This is a genomic window from [Micrococcus luteus] ATCC 49442 (assembly GCF_010367585.1).
Taxonomy (GTDB): Bacteria; Actinomycetota; Actinomycetes; order Actinomycetales; family Micrococcaceae; genus Arthrobacter; species Arthrobacter luteus_A.
In genome coordinates this window covers 4,113,398-4,130,948 of the sequence record NZ_JAAAXP010000001.1, presented here as the reverse complement: position 1 = coordinate 4,130,948, position 17,551 = coordinate 4,113,398, and the positions used below count along the sequence as shown (strand labels likewise).

Here is a 17,551-nt window from a genome sequence, read left to right as displayed (position 1 = left end):
CAGCGGACTCCCATGTTCGCTGCAGCTTGTTCACAAGTTGCCCGCCTAACGTAGTTACTACCTCATTGAGGGTGCGAGTGATGCGGCAAGCATGGGGATGTTTGCCCGAGGCGCCGGTAGTTTGCAGCAGGTTTCCCCCCATTTTCCTGCTGTGGACGCCGGCGCTTTCGCGTTAACGGGTAGCTGGCACGCCGACGTGGGGTGCGGGATCGAGCGGACCGGCAAAGACAAGCTGGTCCAGGCGGCGCAGGATCAGGCCCTCACGCAGCGCCCAGGGGCAGATTCGCATCTTCTTGAACTTGAACAGTTCCAGCGCAGCTTCGGCCACCAAGGCCCCTGCGAGCAGCTGGTGCGCGCGGGCATCGGATACACCCGGCAAAAAGAGCCGGTCCTCGACCTTCATGGCGGAGATCCGCTGCGCCCACACGCCCAGGTCGGTGGCGTTTAGCTCGCGCTTCACGTACGGCCCGGCCGCGCTGGGGGCTGCACCGGCGATCCGGGCAAGCGAGCGGAAGGTCTTGGACGTTCCCGCCACCACGTTCGCCCGGCCAAGGCCCTCGAACTGTTTCACCGCAGGGGCGAGCGTGGCCCGGATATAGCGGCGCAACTCCTTGACGCTTTTGGCCGACGGCGGATCCTCGGCCAGCCAGTCCCTGGTCAGGCGGCTGGCGCCAAGCGGAACCGACGTGGCCACTTCCGGCAGCTCGTCCTGGCCGAAAGCCATTTCGAAGGAGCCGCCACCGATGTCCAGGTTCAGGACGGGTCCGGCTCCCCAGCCGTACCAGCGGCGGACGGCGAAGAAGGTCATGGACGCCTCCTCGCTGCCCGTCAGTTCCTGCAGGGTCACCGTGGTCTCGTATTTGACGCGTGCCAGCACGGCGGGACCGTTGGTAGCTTCCCGGATGGCCGACGTACAGAAGGCCAGCAGGTCATCGGCCTTGTGCCGGGCAGCGAATTCCCAGGCTTCCAGGACGAATTCGGTCAGCTCATGCTGACCGGCATCGTTGATGTTGCCGTCCGCGTCCAGGTACTGGACGAGGGACAGCGGCCGCTTATGCGAGGCGAAGGGAACAGGGCGCGCGCCAGGGTGGGCATCCACCAGGAGGAGGTGGACAGTGTTGGACCCGATATCGAGGACGCCTAGCCGCATCCTGCCATTATTCCCCGGCCCGGGCCTGCACTCACAACCGGTCCAAAAGTGTCAGTTGGCGGAAGGGTCTTCGGGTGCGCCGTCGGGAAGCTCATCGGCGCGCTTGAAATCGCGTTTGATGTTGGCCACGCCCTCAGGGTTGATCTCGAAACCGTACGCGGCTCCGGGGTTGATCACCATGCCCAGGTCCTCGCCGATGTTGGCAATAATCGCGGCTCCCTGCGTTCCCAGGACGTTCGGGGCCGCCTCGAGGTAGTGCTCATCAACGCGGGTGGGGTGCGAGAACACGGCCAGGACCGGCTCGCCCTCGGCGTTGGCCAGGACCAGCGGCTCCACCTGGGAATCTTCGCCTTCGATCCCGTCGGTGCTGATGACGTACACCTCGCTGTTAAGGAACGACAGGATGACGTCCACCGGGCTGCCCTCAGGCTGTCCGCCCTGGGCGAGCTTCTCTTCGAGGTCGTTCAGCGGCGTGGGGTCGGCTGTGCCGGGCTGTTCAGTCATGTATCTACTCGACCACGTTGAGCCCGGCACCGCAAATAGAGCCGCTCCCCAAACTACTTCTTGGCCGGGGCCTTCTTCTTCGCCGGAGCCTTGCGGGCTGTTGTGGTGCGCTTGACCGGCCCCTTGGCCCGCTTCTCTGCAAGGAGTTCGATGGCCTGCTCGCGCGTCAGTTCCTCCAGGGAGGTGGCGCGCGGCACGGTGATGTTGGTGACGCCGTCGGTGATGTACGGGCCGAAGCGGCCTTCTTTCACCACGATGTTCTTCTCGGACACCGGGTCCGGGCCGAACTCGGCCAGCGGCGGAACCGCTGCACGGGCTCCCCGCTGCTTGGGCTGGGAGTAGATCTCCAGCGCCTGCTCGAGCGTGATGGTGAAGATTTCCTCTTCGGTGCCGATCGAGCGCGAGTCCGTACCCTTCTTCAGGTACGGGCCAAAGCGGCCGTTCTGTACGGTGATGAGGTTGCCTTCGGCGTCCTCGCCGAGCGCACGGGGCAGGCTCATCAGCTGGAGTGCTTCGTCCAGGGTGACCGATTCAACCGTCATGGACTTGAACAGCGAACCGGTGCGCGGCTTGGCCATGACAGGCTTCTTCGGCGGCTTCGGCTTGCCGTTCTTGTAATACTCCACGGGCTGGTTGGCGATCTGCTCCTCGGTCATCTCCGGGATGACTTCGGTGACGTAGGCGCCGTAGCGGCCGTTTTTCGCAACCACGGTGTGGCCGGTGTGCGGATCGGCACCCAGGACGCGTTCCTCGGGTGCGGCCGTCTCCATGAGTTCCACTGCCTTGGCAGGGGTCAACTCATCCGGAGCCAGCTCCTCGGGCACGTTGGCGCGCGAGTTCTCCACGATTTCGCCGGTCTTCGGATCAACCACGGCAGCGGAGCTTTCCAGGTACGGGCCGAACTTGCCCACCCGAAGCGTGATTTCATCCGTGATGGGAATGGAGTTGATTTCCCGGGCGTCGATCTCGCCGAGGTTGTTAACAATGCTCAGCAGGCCGGGCTCGGTGTCCTCACCGAAATAGAAGTGACGCAGCCAGGCGGACCCCACAGCCTGCCCGTTGGCGATCTTGTCCAGGTCGCCTTCCATGTCTGCAGTGAACTCGTAGTCCACGTAATCCGAGAAGTGCTGTTCCAGCAGGCGGATCACGGAGAAGGCGATCCAGCTGGGCACGAGTGCGGATCCCTGCTTCCGGACGTAGCCGCGGTCCTGGATGGTGGAGATGGTGGAGGCATAGGTGGACGGACGCCCGATGCCCTTCTTCTCCAGCTCTGCGGTCAGTGATGCTTCGGTGAAGCGCGGCGGCGGGGAGGTCTCGTGGCCAACAGCAACAATGTCCGACGCCGTCAGGGCATCGTCCTTCGCGACGTTCGGGAGCCTGCGGGCCTCGTCGGAGTCGTCGTCACCGCGGCTTTCGTCCTTGCCTTCTTCATAGGCGGCCAGGAAGCCCGGGAAGGTGATGACGGTGCCGGAGGCGGAGAACTCAGCGTCGCGGCCATCGGTAGCAACGGCACCCAGGCGGATGGTCGCCGTCGACCCCTTGGCGTCGCCCATCTGGGATGCCACGGTGCGCTTCCAGATCAGCTCGTACAGCCGGAATTCGTCACCCGACAGCAGCTTGGCCACCTGGGCCGGGGTGCGGAAGGAGTCACCGGCGGGACGGATGGCCTCGTGGGCTTCCTGCGCATTCGCGGCCTTGCTGGAGTAAACCCGCGGCGATGCCGGGATGTACTCCGGACCGTACAGCTCCGAAGCCTGGCGGCGGGCGGCCGTGACGGCTTCGTCGCTCAGCGCGGAGGAGTCGGTACGCATATAGGTGATGTAGCCGTTTTCATACAGGCGCTGGGCAATCTGCATGGTGCTCTTGGAGGAGAAGCGCAGCTTGCGGCCGGCCTCCTGCTGAAGCGTCGAGGTGGTGAACGGCGCGGCAGGGCGGCGCGTGTACGGCTTGGTGTCCACCGAGCGGACGCGGAAGTCCGCCTCCTGGAGCCCTGCCGCCAGCGACGTAGCAAGTTCCTCGTTGAGGTGGACGGCATTGCGCGCGGTGAGTACGCCGTCGTCGTTAAAGTCGCGGCCACTGGCCACCTTGGCGCCGTCAACGGCCGCCAGCTTGGCTTTGAAGGAGGAGGCGCCGGCGCCGAACTGGCCCGTCAGGTCCCAGTAGGAGGCAGCCTTGAAGGCCATGCGTTCGCGTTCGCGGTCCACCACCATACGTGTGACCACGGACTGCACGCGGCCGGCGGACAGGCCGCGGGCCACCTTGCGCCAGAGCACCGGGGAGATTTCGTAGCCGTAGAGGCGATCCAGGATTCGGCGGGTTTCCTGCGCGTCCACCAGGGCAGTATCAACGTCGCGCAGGTTGTCCATGGCGCGGTGGATGGCTTCCTTGGTGATTTCGCCGAAGGTCATCCTGTAGACCGGGACCTTGGGCTTGAGCACTTCCAGCAGGTGCCACGCGATGGCCTCGCCCTCGCGGTCCCCATCGGTTGCGAGATAGAGAGCGTCGGCATCCTTGAGCGCCGCCTTCAGCTCGGTGACCTTTTTCCGCTTGTCCGCTGACACCACGTAGTACGGTTTGAAGTCGTTTTCGATGTCGACGGCGAACTTGCCCACCGAGGTCTTCTTCAGTTCCGCGGGAAGCTCGGACGGCTGCGGCAGGTCGCGGATGTGACCAATGGAGGCCTCAACGATGAAGCCTTCGCCGAGGTATTTGGCGATGGTCTTGCTCTTGGCGGGAGACTCCACAATCACGAGTTTCTTGCCGGTTTTGGCCTTGCTTGGCACGGTGCTCCTACAGAAAAAGGTTGCTCGGGCAGATGAGCCCATACTCGCCTAGTTCACCATATTTTGGCCAAGGATGCGCATTCATGTGGAAAACGTCAGGGTCCGCAGCGCGGTTTTTGGGCCCGGAATCCCCGCTATTTCGCGCCGCGGGGATCCTCCCTAATCCGCCGGCACCAGGAATCCGTCGCGGACCAGGTTGCCCGCTTCGGTAAGCAGCGCCGCCCGGAATGCGTCGTCGTCGAACCCGTCTTCCCCGGCCAGGCTGCCTCCCAGCAGCGCGGCAAGTGCCCCGATGATCTGCCCAACGGAGAGGTCGCCGTCGCACGCGGATACGAAGCCGGCCAGCTCGGTGCTGAGCAGGTTGGTCCGGCGCAGCCCCGCACCCTGGCGGAGCAGGATCACGCCCGGATGTTCGGCGCCCGGGCGCTGGTGGCGTTCCTCGGTGACGTCGTCAGCAACGAGCAGGTGTGCATCTTCAAGACTGTGTGCGGCCAGCCAGTCCGAACGATCGACCGCGGCACCCAGGTGTGGTCCCACCGGCTGTTCGATGGGGTAGGTGATTTCCTCGAAGCGGCTGATGGTGGCCCCTCCGGATCCTGGAGCGGCGGTTCCACGTACGGCGGGGCTTGCAGTGGCGGGACGCCGCAGCCAGATCATGCCGAAACCGATCCCGGCAACGTTCCGGGAGGCAAAGTCCGCGAGGTAGGCGGCGTAGGCGTCGCGATAGTGCTGGCGGTCGCGGGCCTCGGAGGCGTCCTGCAGCCACGTTTCGGCGTACTGTTCCGGGCTGACCTGTTCCCGCTGGATGAACCAGGCATCCGCGTCCGGACCAGCCCAGCTTTGCGGCCGTTCGGCCCAGTCCGTCCCCGCCGGGATCTCCCAGTTGCCCAATAACTGGGCTGTTCCGCCAGGAGCCAGGACGGAGGGAAGGTCCCGGACCAGCGAGGACACAATCTGGTCCCCCGGCAGGCCGCCGTCGCGGTACGTGAACTGCCCGGACGCCTCTTCGCCGGAGGTTCGCGGCGTAATCACAAACGGCGGGTTGGATACCACCAGGTCGAATTCCTCCCCGGCCACAGGCTCCAGCAGTGAGCCGAGCCGGAGGCTTACCCGGTCCTCGAGGCGGGCGGGATCCAGGTGCAGCGCCTCGGCGTTGAGGAGCAGGTTAAACCGGGTGAAGGCCAGTGCCCGTGCGGAAATGTCCGTGGCCGTGACGTGTTCGGCGTGGTGCAGGAGGTGGAACGACTGGATTCCACAGCCCGTCCCCAGATCCAGCGCCTTGGCCACGTGCCGCCGGATGGTGGTCTGCACCAGCGTGGTGGACGCCTGGCCAATCCCCAGCACATGGTCGTGGCGCAGCATCCCTGCCTGCTGGTGGGCGGCGAGATCGCTGGCCACCCATAGTTCGGCGCCGCCGCTGCTGACTGTGTCTTCCGCTTCGGCGCCCTCCCAGCCATAGGGCCGGAGGTCCGCCTTGGCTTGCATCAGCCCGGCCCCTGCGGACGCGGCGCCGGGCACGGGCTCCAGCAGCCCCAGCTCCAGCAGGCCCGCTGTCCGGATCCGCGGCAGGGCGGCGTCGAGCGTTGCCGGGGTCTGCGGTTCCGCCAGGAGCCAGAGCCGGACGACGGCGGCGAGCGCCGCCGCTGTCCGGTCACCGGATGTGCCGCCTTCAACGCCGGCCTCGACGGCGCTTTCGGTGGCCAGCAGGGCCGGGATGATCTGGTCCCGGTTCAGCGCGTTGTAGGCGGACTCGCCCAGCAGAGAGGCCACGCCGTCGAGCGTGTAGTCCACCGCCCGCAAGTCGGCGGCGAGAGCCGCCAGGAGTTCCGGACGGTCGCTGCGCGGTGCGTCGGGAGTGTTGCCGGCGAAGAAAAGCGTGGAATCAGTCACCGCCCAAGTCTATTGGCGGAGTATCCCCGCGCCGCTGCCCAACTAAGTAGCGCTAACTGTCGTTTTAGCGCCTCAAAACGACACTTAGCGCTACTTAGTTGGGAGGGACCGGAACCTAGCAGGGGCGACCAGCTACAGGTTCTTCTCCGCGTAGACCGCGAGGGCGTCCCTGACAAAACCTGCCCCCTCAGCCCCGCCGTAGTTCTTGGCGAACCTGGGGTCCGCGACGTACATTTCGCCGAGACCCGTGACATACCCCTTGACGCCTCTGGTGCCACCACCCGCGCCGTCTGCCGTGCCGCGGGCGTCCGACGCCGGTGTGCCCGGTATGCCGGTCAGCCATTCGACGTGCCGCTTCGCGAGGGCCTGGGCTTCGGCGCTGTCGGGCTCGATGCCGGCCGTGGCAGCAGCGATCCAGTCCTCGCCCAGCTGCTGCGAGCGCTGCTTCCACGCCGCTTTCTCATCGGCGCTCATGCCGCGCCACCACGAATCCCCCTTGGCGTAGGCGTCCTTGCCCCAGCGCTCCTCCACTTCGTCCTTGTACTGCGTGTGGTCAAAACCGTTGAACATCTCTTCTGCCATGATTTCGCCGCCTCCTTTTACTGCGTTGATGGTTTGTGTGACCGACGCGATCTGCCGCGACAGTCTGTCCTGCTCCTGTTTAAGCCAGGCGAGATGGCCGGCGAGGGCCTTCGCGGCGTCCGTTTCGTCGTCGAGCACCTGGCTGATGACCGGCAGGCCCAGCCCGAGTTCCCGAAGCAGCAGGATGCGCTGGAGCTGTACCAGGGCCGCCTGGTTGTAGTACCGGTATCCGTTGTGGCCGGTGCGGCTGGGTTTCAGCAGGCCAATGCTGTCGTAATGCCGCAGTGTCCTGCTGGTGGTACCGGCGATCCGGGCGATCTCCTGGATGGACCAGTCCATCCGCTCCTCTTTCCGTTGCATTTCCCCGAAATATAAGGCGTCCCGGGCTGATGGTTCAACCGTAAATGTTGACGCTGCGTCAAGGTCAATATGTTTGGGATCCGCGGATCACAGGGGCTCCGGGTAAGTTTGAAGCATGGCTCTCTTTCCCACTTCCATCCCGCGTGCCCTGACCGCGGTGGCGGCAGCCGCCGTGGTGCTTGGCGTTTCCGGTTGTGCACAGCGGCTTTCGGTGGAGAACGCCGATGTTCCGGCATGGAAGGCCACGGCGATGCCGTCGGCCAGCGGCATCGTGGCCGAGGATGCAGGCAAGATCCTCGACGCCCGGCCCGTGGACCACACCGAGAATGTACCGGCAGGAAAATACACGCTGACGCTGGTGTGCGACGGCGGCGGCAAGGCTTTCCTCGCCGTCCGGTCAGGCGGCAAGGAGCTCATGGACCTCGGCGCTGCCTGCTACGGAACCCGCGAGACAGCGAGAATCACCATCACGGAATCCGGACCGCTGGAGCTCAGCGCCTCCAGCGTGGACGCACCAACGCTCTATGCCTACCAGCTTGTGCAGGCCGACTAGTGCCTGTGAATGCGGGACGATCTCTGATCGTAGCCGGCGGCATGCTGCTGGCTGCGGTATCGCTGGGCGCGTGCGAGTACGAGGATGCGGAACCCCGGCCTGGCGGGAGCACCGCTGTGCTGCCGTCGGCCCCCACCGACTCAACCATGGACGCAGGCGAAGCCGCCCGGCAGGCCGAATTGATGGCGGAAGTGGAATCCCTGATGGGTGAGCCCGAAGGCGTCGTTTCCCTTGGGGCGATGGGCGGATTGCGGGACGGTCGCGGCATCACCACGGGGGGCCTGCTGCGGGACACCGGCACGTACACGGTCCGCGCTCTCTGCACCACCGGCCCCGGCGCCACGGTGACCGTCCGGCAGCATGGAGAGTTGCGCCTCTCGCAGCGGATCGAGTGCGGCGCTCCGCACGACACGGTGCTTGACCTTACCGCCGGCGAGGTGTCGGCTGCTCTTGACCCCATCGGGGACGCGGGGCCGGCTGGCGGTGCCGTGCGTTTCGCCGGCCCGGCCTGAGCCACGCGGCTGCGGCTTGGCTACGCGGCTCCGGCGCGCGGTTAGGCGCGCGGTTAAGTAGGGGGCGCATGACCCGCTTCTGCCGGGCCTGCCGGCGTTAAAATCAGTCCATGCCCTCACTGCAGGGAGCATCTGCGCATCACCGTGCGGCTCGTCGTCCGGGCCTTTGCCTGTCCGGGAAGGTTCCCCTGCGCACCCGGACAAGGTCCGCCGTCGCGCTTTCAACGGCGGGTGCCTTGCTGGCGGGAGCGGTGTTGGCCGGGTGCGAATACAGTTACGACGACGGCTGGCGGCCTGCCCTCAATGACGTGTCCGCAGCCCCGCGGGTCACAGAGCCGGATGTTGCCGCGGAGCAATGGCAGAACGAACCGGTCAGTGCGGCGGGCCTTGAGGCCTGGCTTGAGACGGTCCAGCTCGGCTCCGGGCTGCAGGTTGCACACCGGGGCTATGGCCTGCTTCAGGCCAAGGAAGTCCGGACGGAAACCGTGGCCGGCCTGCCGGTGGGGACATACGTCTTAGCGCTGGTGTGCCGCAGCCAGCGGCCGGTCACCTTCACCGTCAGCAACGAGGTGTACACCATGGTGCACCTCAGCCTGCGGTGCGGATCGAAGCGGCAGAATGTGATCTACCTGGCGAAGGAAACGGCGCTGACTTTCCGGGTGGAGGCGCAGTCCGAGGCCAATTACGCGTACCGGCTGATCTGGCTCTAACGGCAACGCTTTAGGCCGCGCAGCCTTCGGGGCAGCGCAGCGTCTCCGGGCTGGCGGCGCACTCTGCGCAGTACAGGGTGAGGGTGCGGCAGCTGAGGTTGGAGCAGTTTTCGAACTTGCTGGTGGGTGCTGCGCAGCGGACGCATTGGCCGATGGTCTTCGCCTCGTCGCTGAACTCCAGGTGCATGCGCTTGTCGAAGACGTAGAGCGAACCTTCCCAGAGGCCCTGGTCCTTGAACGTTTCGCCGTAGCGGACAATGCCGCCGTCGAGCTGGTAGACCTGTTTGAAACCGCGGTTCACCATCAGGCTGGACAGCACCTCGCACCGGATGCCGCCCGTGCAGTAGGTGACGACCGGCTTGTCCTTGAGGGCGTCGTACTTGCCGGAGTCGAGTTCCTTGATGAAGTCGTGCGTGGTGGCGACATCCGGGACGATCGCGTCCTTGAACTTTCCGATCCGGGCTTCGAAGGCGTTACGGCCGTCGAAGAACACCACGTCCTCCCCCGCCTGTTTCCTGTCCGCTACCAGTTCATGCAGCTCTTCGGGCTTCAGGTGTGTGCCGCCGCCCACAACACCGTCTGCATCCACCTTGAGCTCGCCGGGAGCGCCGAAGGAGACAATCTCGTCCCGGACCTTGACGCTCAGCCGCGGAAAGTCTTCCGCACCGCCGTCGGACCACTTCACGTCGATGCCGTGGAAGCCCTTGTATTCGCGCGTGGTCTTGACGTACTGCTTGACGGCGCCGATCTCGCCGCCCACCGTGGCATTGATGCCGTCCTTGGAGATCAGGATGCGTCCGGTCAGCCCGAGCTTCTCGCACAGGGCACGCTGCCAGAGCCGCACCGCGTCCGGATCAGCGATGGGCGTAAAACCGTAAAAGAGCACAATTCTGTTCAAAGCCACGTATTTAAGGGTACTGGCTTTGCCCCGCCCGGTCCTGCCGGTGAGCCAGCGGCCGCCAGGGTTCGCTGCGCCGGCTGCATCGCGCCTGTTCAGCACGGTTTCGGCATCCCGGTAAGCCGGGGACGACGACGGCAAACGGCACAGCGGTGACCGTCACCGCTGCCGTGGCCGCGTCTGCGCGCTGTGTCCCCGGGTCACGATTGGATAAGCAAGTCACATCAAGGGAGGCAACCCCTGTTGCTTGTGACGGGGCTGGAATACCCTCATCACATGAGTCCGGATGCCATGGTTGAAGACATTACGAACCTTCTTGAGGTCTGGGTAACTGGCTGGGCAGGTTGCCGCGGGTACCAGACGTCCACTGAGGGCCGCTTCCCCGCTGTACTGCGGGCCGACACCACCGGGGACTGGGAATACTTCTCCCATGACCCTTCCGACGATGAGTTCGCAGCATTGGTAGCAAAGACCGTTGAAGCTCCTTCACGGATTCTGACCGTGCTGACCAATGACGTCCTCCGCTACACGCAGCTTGCCGAGAAGCACGGGCTAAACATCACCTCCGCATCGCAGGCCATGATGATCGTGGATATGGAAACCCAGGACACCGAGGATCCCTGGCTCTCGGATGACGAGTTGAACCTGGTCACGTCGCAACTCGACGGCGTCCACCACGCCGTTGTCCGCTCCGGTGATGAGGTGGCGGCCAGCGGCAGGGTTTTTGTGGTGGACGGGACGGCCGTGTTCGACAAGATTGTGGTCCAGCCGGAGTTTCAGCGCCGCGGTCTGGGCAGCTTCATCATGAAGGCCCTCGCGGCGCAGGCCATCGGACCGGACGTTGAGAACGGCCTGTTGCTGGCCTCGCTGGATGGTCAAAAGCTCTACTCACACCTGGGCTGGTCCGTGGTGTGCCGGGTACTGATGCTCTCCACGTCCTCCGAAGGTTCCGACCTGTCCGTGGGCTGATTTTTCCCCGGGTGAAAGAATGTTGGGGTGAACCCCCATGACTCGCTGATCCCGTTGCTGGGCCGCGGCCCGGACCCGGAGCAGCTCCGTCATGTCCGCACCATCCCCGCCCGGCGGGCGGTCCACGAGCCGTGGCCTGACTGGGCCCATCCAGACCTGGTGGCAGCCTATGGGTCGCTGGGCATCCACCAGCCCTACCGCCACCAGATCCAGGCGGCCAGCCTGGCCCACGGCGGCGAGCACGTGGTGATTGCCACCGGCACGGCCTCCGGAAAATCCCTTGCCTACCAACTGCCCGCGCTGGACGCCATCCACCGCTCCGAGCTGCGGGTGCTGTCCGAACCCGGAAAAATCCACGACGACGGCGCCGTGACGCTGTACCTCTCCCCCACCAAGGCGCTCGCCGCCGACCAGCTGGCGGCCATCCGCTCCCTGAAGCTGCCCACCGTACGGGCAGAGACATACGACGGCGACACGGACCCCGCGTCCCGCCGCTGGATCCGGGACCACGCCAACTTCATCCTGGCGAACCCGGACATGCTGCACTTCGGCATCCTGCCCAACCACGCCTGGTGGGCAAGTTTCTTCCGGCGGCTGCGGTACGTCATTGTCGATGAAGCCCACAGCTACCGGGGGGTCTTTGGCTCCCACGTTGCCAACCTGATGCGCAGGCTGCGCCGCATCTGCGCCTACTACGGTGCCGGGACGTCCCACCCGGGCCCGGTCTTCATCGCGGCGTCTGCCACAGCCTCGGAGCCGGGCACATCGTTCGGGCGGCTGATCGGGGCGCCCGTCCGGGCTGTTGCCGAGGACTGCTCGCCGCACGGTTCCACCACCGTGGCGTTCTGGGAGCCGGCCCTGACCGATCTCAAGGGTGAGAACGGAGCCAAGGAGCGCCGCACAGCTGTTGCGGAGACCGCCGACCTGCTGGCAAACCTGGTCTCCTCCCGGATCAGGACCATCGCCTTCATCAAGTCCCGGCGCGGGGCCGAAACCATCTCCTCGATCACCAAGCGATTACTGGACGAGGTGGACCCCAGCCTGCCGCAGCGCGTGGCCGCCTACCGGTCGGGCTACCTGCCGGAGGAACGGCGCGCCCTGGAGAAGGCCCTCCGCTCCGGAGAGCTCCTGGGTGTCTCCAGCACGTCCGCCCTCGAGTTGGGGATCGACATCTCCGGGCTGGATGCCGTGCTGGTGGCCGGCTGGCCGGGAACCAGGGCGTCACTGTTCCAGCAGATCGGCCGGGCCGGACGCGCGGGCCAGGACGCCATTGCTGCGTTCGTTGCCAGCGACGACCCCCTGGACACGTACCTGGTGAACCATCCCGAGGCCATCTTTGACGTGTCGGTGGAAGCAACCGTTTTTGACCCTTCCAACCCCTACGTGCTGGGACCGCATCTCTGCGCTGCCGCCGCGGAGCTCCCGCTTGGTGTGGCCGAACTCGGGCTCTTCGGCAATACGTCCGAAAAGCTGCTGGGGCAGCTTGTTGCCCAGGGTTACCTGCGGCGCCGGCCGGCCGGCTGGTTCTGGACCCACTCCCAGAGCGCTGCCGCCATGGTGAACCTTCGGGCCGACGGCGGCGGACCGGTGAGCATCGTGGACGCCGACACCGGCTCCCTGCTGGGGACCATGGACTCGCCGCAGACCCACTATCAGGCCCATACCGGGGCGGTCTACGTCCACCAGGGTGACAGCTATGTTGTGGAGGAGCTGAACGAGAACGACCACTGCGTGATGGTCCGCCGCGCCAACCCCGACTACTACACCACCGCCCGCGACGTGACCCAGATCGAGGTCCTCGAAACCCAGCGGACCGCACAGTGGGGCGACGTTTCCGTGCACTTCGGGGACGTCAAAGTCACAACCCAGGTGGTCTCCTTCCAGCGGAAGGCCCTGATCTCCAATGAAATCCTGGGTGAGGAACCGCTGGAGCTGGGCGCCCGCGACCTGTTCACCAAGGCCGTCTGGTTCGTGGTGGAGAACCGTTCGCTGACAGGTGCGGGGCTGATCGAGGCACAGTTCCCGGGAGCTCTGCACGCTGCCGAACACGCAGCGATCGGGCTTCTGCCGCTGGTGGCCTCGAGCGACCGCTGGGACATTGGCGGCGTGTCCACAGCCATCCACGCCGACACGGGAGTGCCCACCATCTTCGTGTATGACGGGCACCCCGGGGGCGCGGGTTTCGCGGAGCGCGGCTTCGACAAGGCGAAGGTCTGGCTCTCGGCGACGCGGGACGCCATCAAAGCCTGTGAGTGTGAGTCCGGCTGCCCGTCCTGCGTCCAGTCCCCCAAATGCGGGAACAAAAACAACCCCTTGGACAAGGCTGCGGCCATCACGCTGATCAACGTCCTCCTCAAAGACTCGAGCGAGGCGCTTCCCCGGGACGTGGAACTCCCGCCCCCTGCGGAACGCGACCTCGATCCGGTTTCGGCTCAGGGCGGCGGTCCCGCCCGCGCATGACCGCTGGCGGCGCCCAAGACGGTCCGGACCTCCAGCTCTGTTCTGACTTCCAGGGTCTGCCCGGGTCCTTCCGTGCACGTCACGAGGACGGCGCTGTGCCGGGCGGCCACGTCCGCTGCGACCGTACAAGGATCACCTGAGGTCAGCCCGCGCAGGGCATCTGCTCCGGCGAGCGCGGCAAGGTCCGCCGCCGCTGCCGCCCTGCTGGCCATCACGGCTGACTGGGCAAGAAGCAGCATCAGTGCCAAAGCCATGATGACCACCAGCCCCAGCCCTGCCGCCAGGACGGTTCCCGAGCCGCGCTCCCGCTGGTCCCGGCTCCGGACGCTCATGACCGGACGTCGCTCAATCGGGGCATCACGTCGGGGGGCACCATGCTGTGGAGGGCAATTCCTGACGCTACCGGCACTTCGCCGCGGGTTGATGCCCGAGCTGTCAGGGTCCACGGCACGGTGGCGCCCATGGGACCGCCAACCCTGTCCGCAACGGTGACGCTAAGCCACTCGCCGTTGACCGTCACAGACGCCGTGGCCGACGCGCCCGCTAAGGTCCGGACGATACCCTCCACCGCACCCGGGTCCTCGCCTCGTGCCAGTGCCCTGGCGCCGGCGTGTGCTGCCTCCTCAAGCCTGAGCTGGGTGACGCCGGCAGCGGCTCCGGACAGGAGCAAAGCAAGCAGCAGAAGGACAGCCGGCAGCGCCACGGCGAATTCGGCCGTCACGGCGCCGGTCACGGAGCCCGGGGCGTTTCCGGCCCCACGAGCTTCACCACCACGACCCCCGCGACCGGCCGGGACGGGATCCGGCTTCCTGATGCTGCCCTGCCCGGTGTCCGGAAGCATCGCTGCCGGCGCCCTTCTCACGGCAGGGCCAGCGCGGTGCGGATCAGCGTCAGCAGGAATCCGCGTACCTCGTCGCTGCGGAGAATGAAGACGAGGATCCCGGCGAAGCCCACTGCCGCCAGCGTGGCTATGGCGTATTCGGCTGTAGCCATCCCGGCCTCGGAAGCCGTGAACTGCTGCCAGCGCTTCTTCGCCGCACTGGCTCCCGCGTTCAGCTCCACAACGTTGCCCGCGGTCTCTATGCCCTCCTCCCGCGGGCAGGTGCAGGCGACGACTTCTGCAACGGAAGGCGCTGCCGGGTCCCGCTCTGGGGTACCGGCAAACCCAGCGCCGGACTGCGGTGCAGGGGCCGGGGAAGAGCCGTTTTGGATGATTGTCATGGTTGTTTGTCCCTTCTGTGTCCGGCCGAGTTGCCGGGCTGATTCGACTCTTCCGGGCTTCCCATGGGGCGGTAAGGGCGAGACTCCTCCAAGTGGATAACCGGGCCTGTGAACAGGTTGTGGAGGAGGGGACGGAACCAGTGCCAGGACCCGTCTACGATCCAGAGGGAACCAGCGCTAGAAGAACGGGCACCACGCCGAGGCAGATGAAGGCCGGCAGAGAGCACAGGCCCAGCGGAATGACGAGCTTCACGCCCAGGGAGGCGGCACGTTTCTCCGCCGCGCGGAATCTTTCCCGGCGCAGCCTGGCGGCCTGTGCGTAGAGAATGGCGGACGACGGCGCGCCGGTCAGGGCGGCAAATCCGAGCGCATCACGCAGTTCCAGAATCTCGGGAAGCCGGACTTCGGAACTGCGCCAGGCCGTCTCCCAGTCGGCCCCGATGGCCAGTGCCGAGACTACCGGGCGCAGCGCCCGGCGGTAGTCCTTGGACGCGGAGGCCGCAATGAGTTCCAAGGAGCGTCCAATTCCGGAGCCGGCGTCCAGCATTGCGGCCACAAGTTCGAGCATCATGGCTGTGTCGCGCAATCCATCAGGGAGGCCCTGGCCATCGCCCTGCCAAGGGGCATCCCGGGCGCTCCGCGTACCCGGCTTGTTGCCGGACCGCCCGGACCGCACACCCAATCTCAGCAGCCGCTGCCGTACCCGGCCCGGCTGTGAAAAGACCAGACTTGAAACGAGGACCAGGAGAACGGCGAGCACAACCCCGGGCACAAGGTGACCTGTCACGGCACGGCCCCTGCGGCAGCGTGGACCAGGCGGGCGGACCAGATTCTCCCGGCCACGGTGAGGGCCACCCCCGCTGCGAGCGCCGCCATGCCCAACGGCGTCCCGAACAGCATGGCCAGGGGGTCTACACCCAGGGCCATGCCCAGGCCCAGGCCCATCGCTGGCAGCCAGGTCAGAAGGCTCACGGTGGCCTTGGGCCCGGCAAGCGCTGTTTGCCGGGCGGCGTCCGCGTCATCTTCCACCTCCAGCTGGACTGCGAACCGCGCCAGGACATCCGCCAGGGGACAGCCGCTGGCTTCGGCAATGTCAAAACACGCGGCCAGCTCCAGCCAGATCCGGTTCTCCCTGCCGGCAGCGCGCGGAAATGCCGCCGGGGCGGCTCTCCTGATCGCCTCGGACACCGGCAGGCCCCGGGATGCAGCGGCCCGGACGGCGCCCAGCATCGCCAGGGAACCGGGGCTCAGGCCAGGTACATTACGCCCGGCAGCTCGTGCCTTGGCTGAAGCAGCCGGCGCCTCGGCCGGAGCAGTTCGGGCCTTGGCCGGAGCAGCTGGTGCCTCCGCAGGATTCCTTAGCCGGGCAATGCCTGATGGGCCACGTCCGCTTTCTTCCGGACGGCCGTGGTGGACCAGCCATAATTCGTCCCACAGCCGCGCCGGTGTGCGCCCTCCCTTCAGCAACGCCGCGAGCTGCTGGACCACCAGGGTCAGCGAAAGCTGACCCTGGCCCTGTCCCGCACGGCGTACCTTGCGCAATGAAGGGCCAAAGCTGAATCCCGGCGCCGAACGGTCGATGCTTCCGTCACCGTGCAGGGCATCCGGACCTGCGGCGCGGCCCCGGCCGGTGCTCCCTGCAGCCCGCCGAAACCGGCCCGCCGCACCGCCGGGCGGCCGGAACAGCAGAATGACAGCAGCGGCGAGGATACCGGCCAGCACGGCCGTCACGCCACGGCCCCCAGCTCAGGCGACATCCCCAGCCGCTCACTCAGCAACTCCCAGGCGGGCCCGGCGGCTAACCGGTTGAGCCGGTTCTCAAGGGCCGGGACCACAGCCAGTCCTCCGGGGCCATCCTGCACCACGCCCACACAGGCTACCCGCCGTCCCTGACGCGACCGCTCCACATGCACCACAACGTCCAGTGCACTCGCTGCCTGGAGCCGGACCGCGTCCTGGCCCAGCCCTGCGAGGGCGCCCAAGGCCGTCAACCGGGCAGGGACGGCGGTGGCCGTGTTCGCGTGAATAGTCCCTCCTCCGCCGGTGTGGCCGGTATTCATGGCCGTCAGGAGTTCCCGAACCTCGGCGCCCCGGCACTCCCCCACCACCAGGCGGTCCGGGCGCATCCGCAGTGCTTGCCGGACAAGTTCGCCCAAATCCACCTCGCCTCCGCCTTCGAGGTTTCCGTGCCGGGACTCCAGCGCAACGATGTGCGGATGGACGGGGTTCAGTTCGGAGGCGTCCTCGATCAGGACCAGCCGCTCCGCCGGGGAACACAGCCCCAGCAGGGTAGAGAGCAGCGTGGTCTTCCCCGAGCCGGTGGCTCCGCTGATGAGGAAACTCAGCCGGTGCCGGACAATGCCCTCCAAAACCTCATGCACCACGCTGCCGAACATCCCGCCGGAGCTGAGCTCCGCCATGGTGAAGACCTGTTCGCGCCGGATCCTGACACTCAGCAGGGTGCCCGCTGTCGAAATCGGCGGCAGTACGGCGTGGACACGGTAGCCGCCTTCGAGCCTGACATCAACGCACGGCGAACCGTCGTCCAGCCGCCTTCCGCCGGCAGCCACAAGCCTCGAAGCCAACGCCCTCACCTGGGCTTCGCCGGCAAACGAAACCCCCGCCGGTTCGATGCCCCTCCCCCTGTCGATCCATACCGAGTCCGGGGCATTGACGAAGATGTCCGTGACCCGGACGTCCCGGGTCAGCTCCTGGAGGGGTCCAAGTCCGTTCAGCTCCGCGCTGATCCGTTCGACGGCCGCCAGGGAACCGGCTGTGCCCAGCAGCCGTCCGGTGGCCTGGACAGCTGCGGCAACGCGGGAAGCCGTAACCGGACCGGCGTCGGCCATGACCGACTCGCGGACCGTTTCCAGCAGTGCTGAATCAACACCGCGAGGGTCCAGGACACGTGCCTGGCGGCGGCGCGCTCCGGCAGGCTGAACCGGTGGAAACGGCATGG

General features: G+C 66.5%; 17 protein-coding genes. 5 read left to right on the top strand and 12 right to left on the bottom strand.

All coding sequences use genetic code 11. The features are described from left to right. Nucleotides 1–172: 172 nt before the first annotated feature. The 5 genes from GUV69_RS18820 to GUV69_RS18800 all read right to left on the bottom strand — a co-directional run bounded on the left by GUV69_RS18820 (nucleotide 173) and on the right by GUV69_RS18800 (nucleotide 7,248). The gene (locus GUV69_RS18820; protein WP_164205189.1) at nucleotides 173–1,150 is read right to left on the bottom strand and encodes a Ppx/GppA phosphatase family protein; all 978 of its coding nucleotides are present in this window, start codon (nucleotides 1,148–1,150) and stop codon (nucleotides 173–175) included. 51 nt (nucleotides 1,151–1,201) lie between these two features. Continuing rightward, a complete protein-coding gene (locus GUV69_RS18815; protein WP_164205187.1) occupies nucleotides 1,202–1,654 on the bottom strand; it encodes an SseB family protein in 453 nt (150 codons plus the stop codon). 53 nt (nucleotides 1,655–1,707) lie between these two features. Next, nucleotides 1,708–4,437: a type I DNA topoisomerase gene (gene topA, locus GUV69_RS18810; protein ID WP_164205186.1), complete on the bottom strand. Its 2,730-nt coding sequence runs from the start codon at nucleotides 4,435–4,437 to the stop codon at nucleotides 1,708–1,710. A gap of 159 nt (nucleotides 4,438–4,596) precedes the next feature. Then, complete coding sequence (locus tag GUV69_RS18805) at nucleotides 4,597–6,327, bottom strand: DUF7059 domain-containing protein (protein WP_164205184.1); 1,731 nt, start codon at nucleotides 6,325–6,327, stop codon at nucleotides 4,597–4,599. 132 nt (nucleotides 6,328–6,459) lie between these two features. After that, nucleotides 6,460–7,248, bottom strand: a complete 789-nt coding sequence (locus tag GUV69_RS18800; protein WP_164205182.1) for a MerR family transcriptional regulator — start codon at nucleotides 7,246–7,248, stop codon at nucleotides 6,460–6,462. 136 nt (nucleotides 7,249–7,384) lie between these two features. Here GUV69_RS18800 and GUV69_RS18795 point away from each other — a divergent pair, with 136 nt between their 5' ends. The 3 genes from GUV69_RS18795 to GUV69_RS18785 all read left to right on the top strand — a co-directional run bounded on the left by GUV69_RS18795 (nucleotide 7,385) and on the right by GUV69_RS18785 (nucleotide 9,044). Continuing rightward, nucleotides 7,385–7,822: a DUF6023 family protein gene (locus GUV69_RS18795; protein ID WP_164205180.1), complete on the top strand. Its 438-nt coding sequence runs from the start codon at nucleotides 7,385–7,387 to the stop codon at nucleotides 7,820–7,822. Then, complete coding sequence (locus tag GUV69_RS18790) at nucleotides 7,822–8,334, top strand: hypothetical protein (RefSeq protein WP_164205178.1); 513 nt, start codon at nucleotides 7,822–7,824, stop codon at nucleotides 8,332–8,334. Before GUV69_RS18795 ends, GUV69_RS18790 begins: the two co-directional genes overlap by 1 nt. A 110-nt stretch (nucleotides 8,335–8,444) precedes the next feature. Then, complete coding sequence (locus GUV69_RS18785; protein ID WP_164205176.1) at nucleotides 8,445–9,044, top strand: hypothetical protein; 600 nt, start codon at nucleotides 8,445–8,447, stop codon at nucleotides 9,042–9,044. 10 nt (nucleotides 9,045–9,054) lie between these two features. Here GUV69_RS18785 and trhO read toward each other — a convergent pair whose 3' ends face one another. Next, nucleotides 9,055–9,948 carry an oxygen-dependent tRNA uridine(34) hydroxylase TrhO gene (gene trhO / locus GUV69_RS18780; protein WP_164205174.1) on the bottom strand — a complete coding sequence of 298 codons (894 nt, stop codon included), beginning with the start codon at nucleotides 9,946–9,948 and terminating at the stop codon, nucleotides 9,055–9,057. Nucleotides 9,949–10,218: 270 nt separating this feature from the next. Between trhO and GUV69_RS18775 the strand changes: the two genes are divergently transcribed. Further along, nucleotides 10,219–10,911, top strand: a complete 693-nt coding sequence (locus GUV69_RS18775; protein WP_164205172.1) for a GNAT family N-acetyltransferase — start codon at nucleotides 10,219–10,221, stop codon at nucleotides 10,909–10,911. A gap of 27 nt (nucleotides 10,912–10,938) precedes the next feature. Next, entirely contained in the window at nucleotides 10,939–13,371 is a 2,433-nt protein-coding gene (locus tag GUV69_RS18770) for a DEAD/DEAH box helicase (RefSeq protein ID WP_244292783.1), read from the top strand. On the opposite strand, the gene GUV69_RS18765 is transcribed toward GUV69_RS18770, so the two are convergent. The 6 genes from GUV69_RS18765 to GUV69_RS18740 all read right to left on the bottom strand — a co-directional run bounded on the left by GUV69_RS18765 (nucleotide 13,344) and on the right by GUV69_RS18740 (nucleotide 17,549). Further along, the gene (locus tag GUV69_RS18765) at nucleotides 13,344–13,703 is read right to left on the bottom strand and encodes an Rv3654c family TadE-like protein (protein WP_164205171.1); all 360 of its coding nucleotides are present in this window, start codon (nucleotides 13,701–13,703) and stop codon (nucleotides 13,344–13,346) included. The two genes, GUV69_RS18770 and GUV69_RS18765, sit on opposite strands and share 28 nt — an antisense overlap. After that, nucleotides 13,700–14,104, bottom strand: coding sequence for a TadE family type IV pilus minor pilin (locus GUV69_RS18760; RefSeq protein ID WP_244292782.1), 405 nt, complete (start codon nucleotides 14,102–14,104; stop codon nucleotides 13,700–13,702). Before GUV69_RS18760 ends, GUV69_RS18765 begins: the two co-directional genes overlap by 4 nt. A 125-nt stretch (nucleotides 14,105–14,229) precedes the next feature. Beyond that, complete coding sequence (locus GUV69_RS23290) at nucleotides 14,230–14,592, bottom strand: DUF4244 domain-containing protein (protein ID WP_244292781.1); 363 nt, start codon at nucleotides 14,590–14,592, stop codon at nucleotides 14,230–14,232. A gap of 154 nt (nucleotides 14,593–14,746) precedes the next feature. Continuing rightward, nucleotides 14,747–15,379, bottom strand: a complete 633-nt coding sequence (locus tag GUV69_RS18750) for a type II secretion system F family protein (protein ID WP_164205167.1) — start codon at nucleotides 15,377–15,379, stop codon at nucleotides 14,747–14,749. Beyond that, nucleotides 15,376–16,323, bottom strand: coding sequence for a type II secretion system F family protein (locus GUV69_RS18745; protein WP_164205165.1), 948 nt, complete (start codon nucleotides 16,321–16,323; stop codon nucleotides 15,376–15,378). Before GUV69_RS18745 ends, GUV69_RS18750 begins: the two co-directional genes overlap by 4 nt. Continuing rightward, nucleotides 16,320–17,549, bottom strand: a complete 1,230-nt coding sequence (locus GUV69_RS18740; protein ID WP_164206770.1) for a TadA family conjugal transfer-associated ATPase — start codon at nucleotides 17,547–17,549, stop codon at nucleotides 16,320–16,322. The genes GUV69_RS18745 and GUV69_RS18740 overlap by 4 nt, the downstream gene beginning before the upstream one ends. Nucleotides 17,550–17,551 lie beyond the last annotated feature (2 nt).

Coding starts and splice junctions, on each gene's coding strand:
- GUV69_RS18765 (WP_164205171.1), bottom strand. CDS start 13,703: ATGAGCGTCCGGAGCCGGGACCAGCGGGAGCGCGGCTCGGGAACCGTC.
- GUV69_RS18815 (WP_164205187.1), bottom strand. CDS start 1,654: ATGACTGAACAGCCCGGCACAGCCGACCCCACGCCGCTGAACGACCTC.
- GUV69_RS23290 (WP_244292781.1), bottom strand. CDS start 14,592: ATGACAATCATCCAAAACGGCTCTTCCCCGGCCCCTGCACCGCAGTCC.
- GUV69_RS18740 (WP_164206770.1), bottom strand. CDS start 17,549: ATGCCGTTTCCACCGGTTCAGCCTGCCGGAGCGCGCCGCCGCCAGGCA.
- GUV69_RS18785 (WP_164205176.1), top strand. CDS start 8,445: ATGCCCTCACTGCAGGGAGCATCTGCGCATCACCGTGCGGCTCGTCGT.
- GUV69_RS18800 (WP_164205182.1), bottom strand. CDS start 7,248: ATGGACTGGTCCATCCAGGAGATCGCCCGGATCGCCGGTACCACCAGC.
- GUV69_RS18795 (WP_164205180.1), top strand. CDS start 7,385: ATGGCTCTCTTTCCCACTTCCATCCCGCGTGCCCTGACCGCGGTGGCG.
- GUV69_RS18820 (WP_164205189.1), bottom strand. CDS start 1,150: ATGCGGCTAGGCGTCCTCGATATCGGGTCCAACACTGTCCACCTCCTC.
- GUV69_RS18775 (WP_164205172.1), top strand. CDS start 10,219: ATGAGTCCGGATGCCATGGTTGAAGACATTACGAACCTTCTTGAGGTC.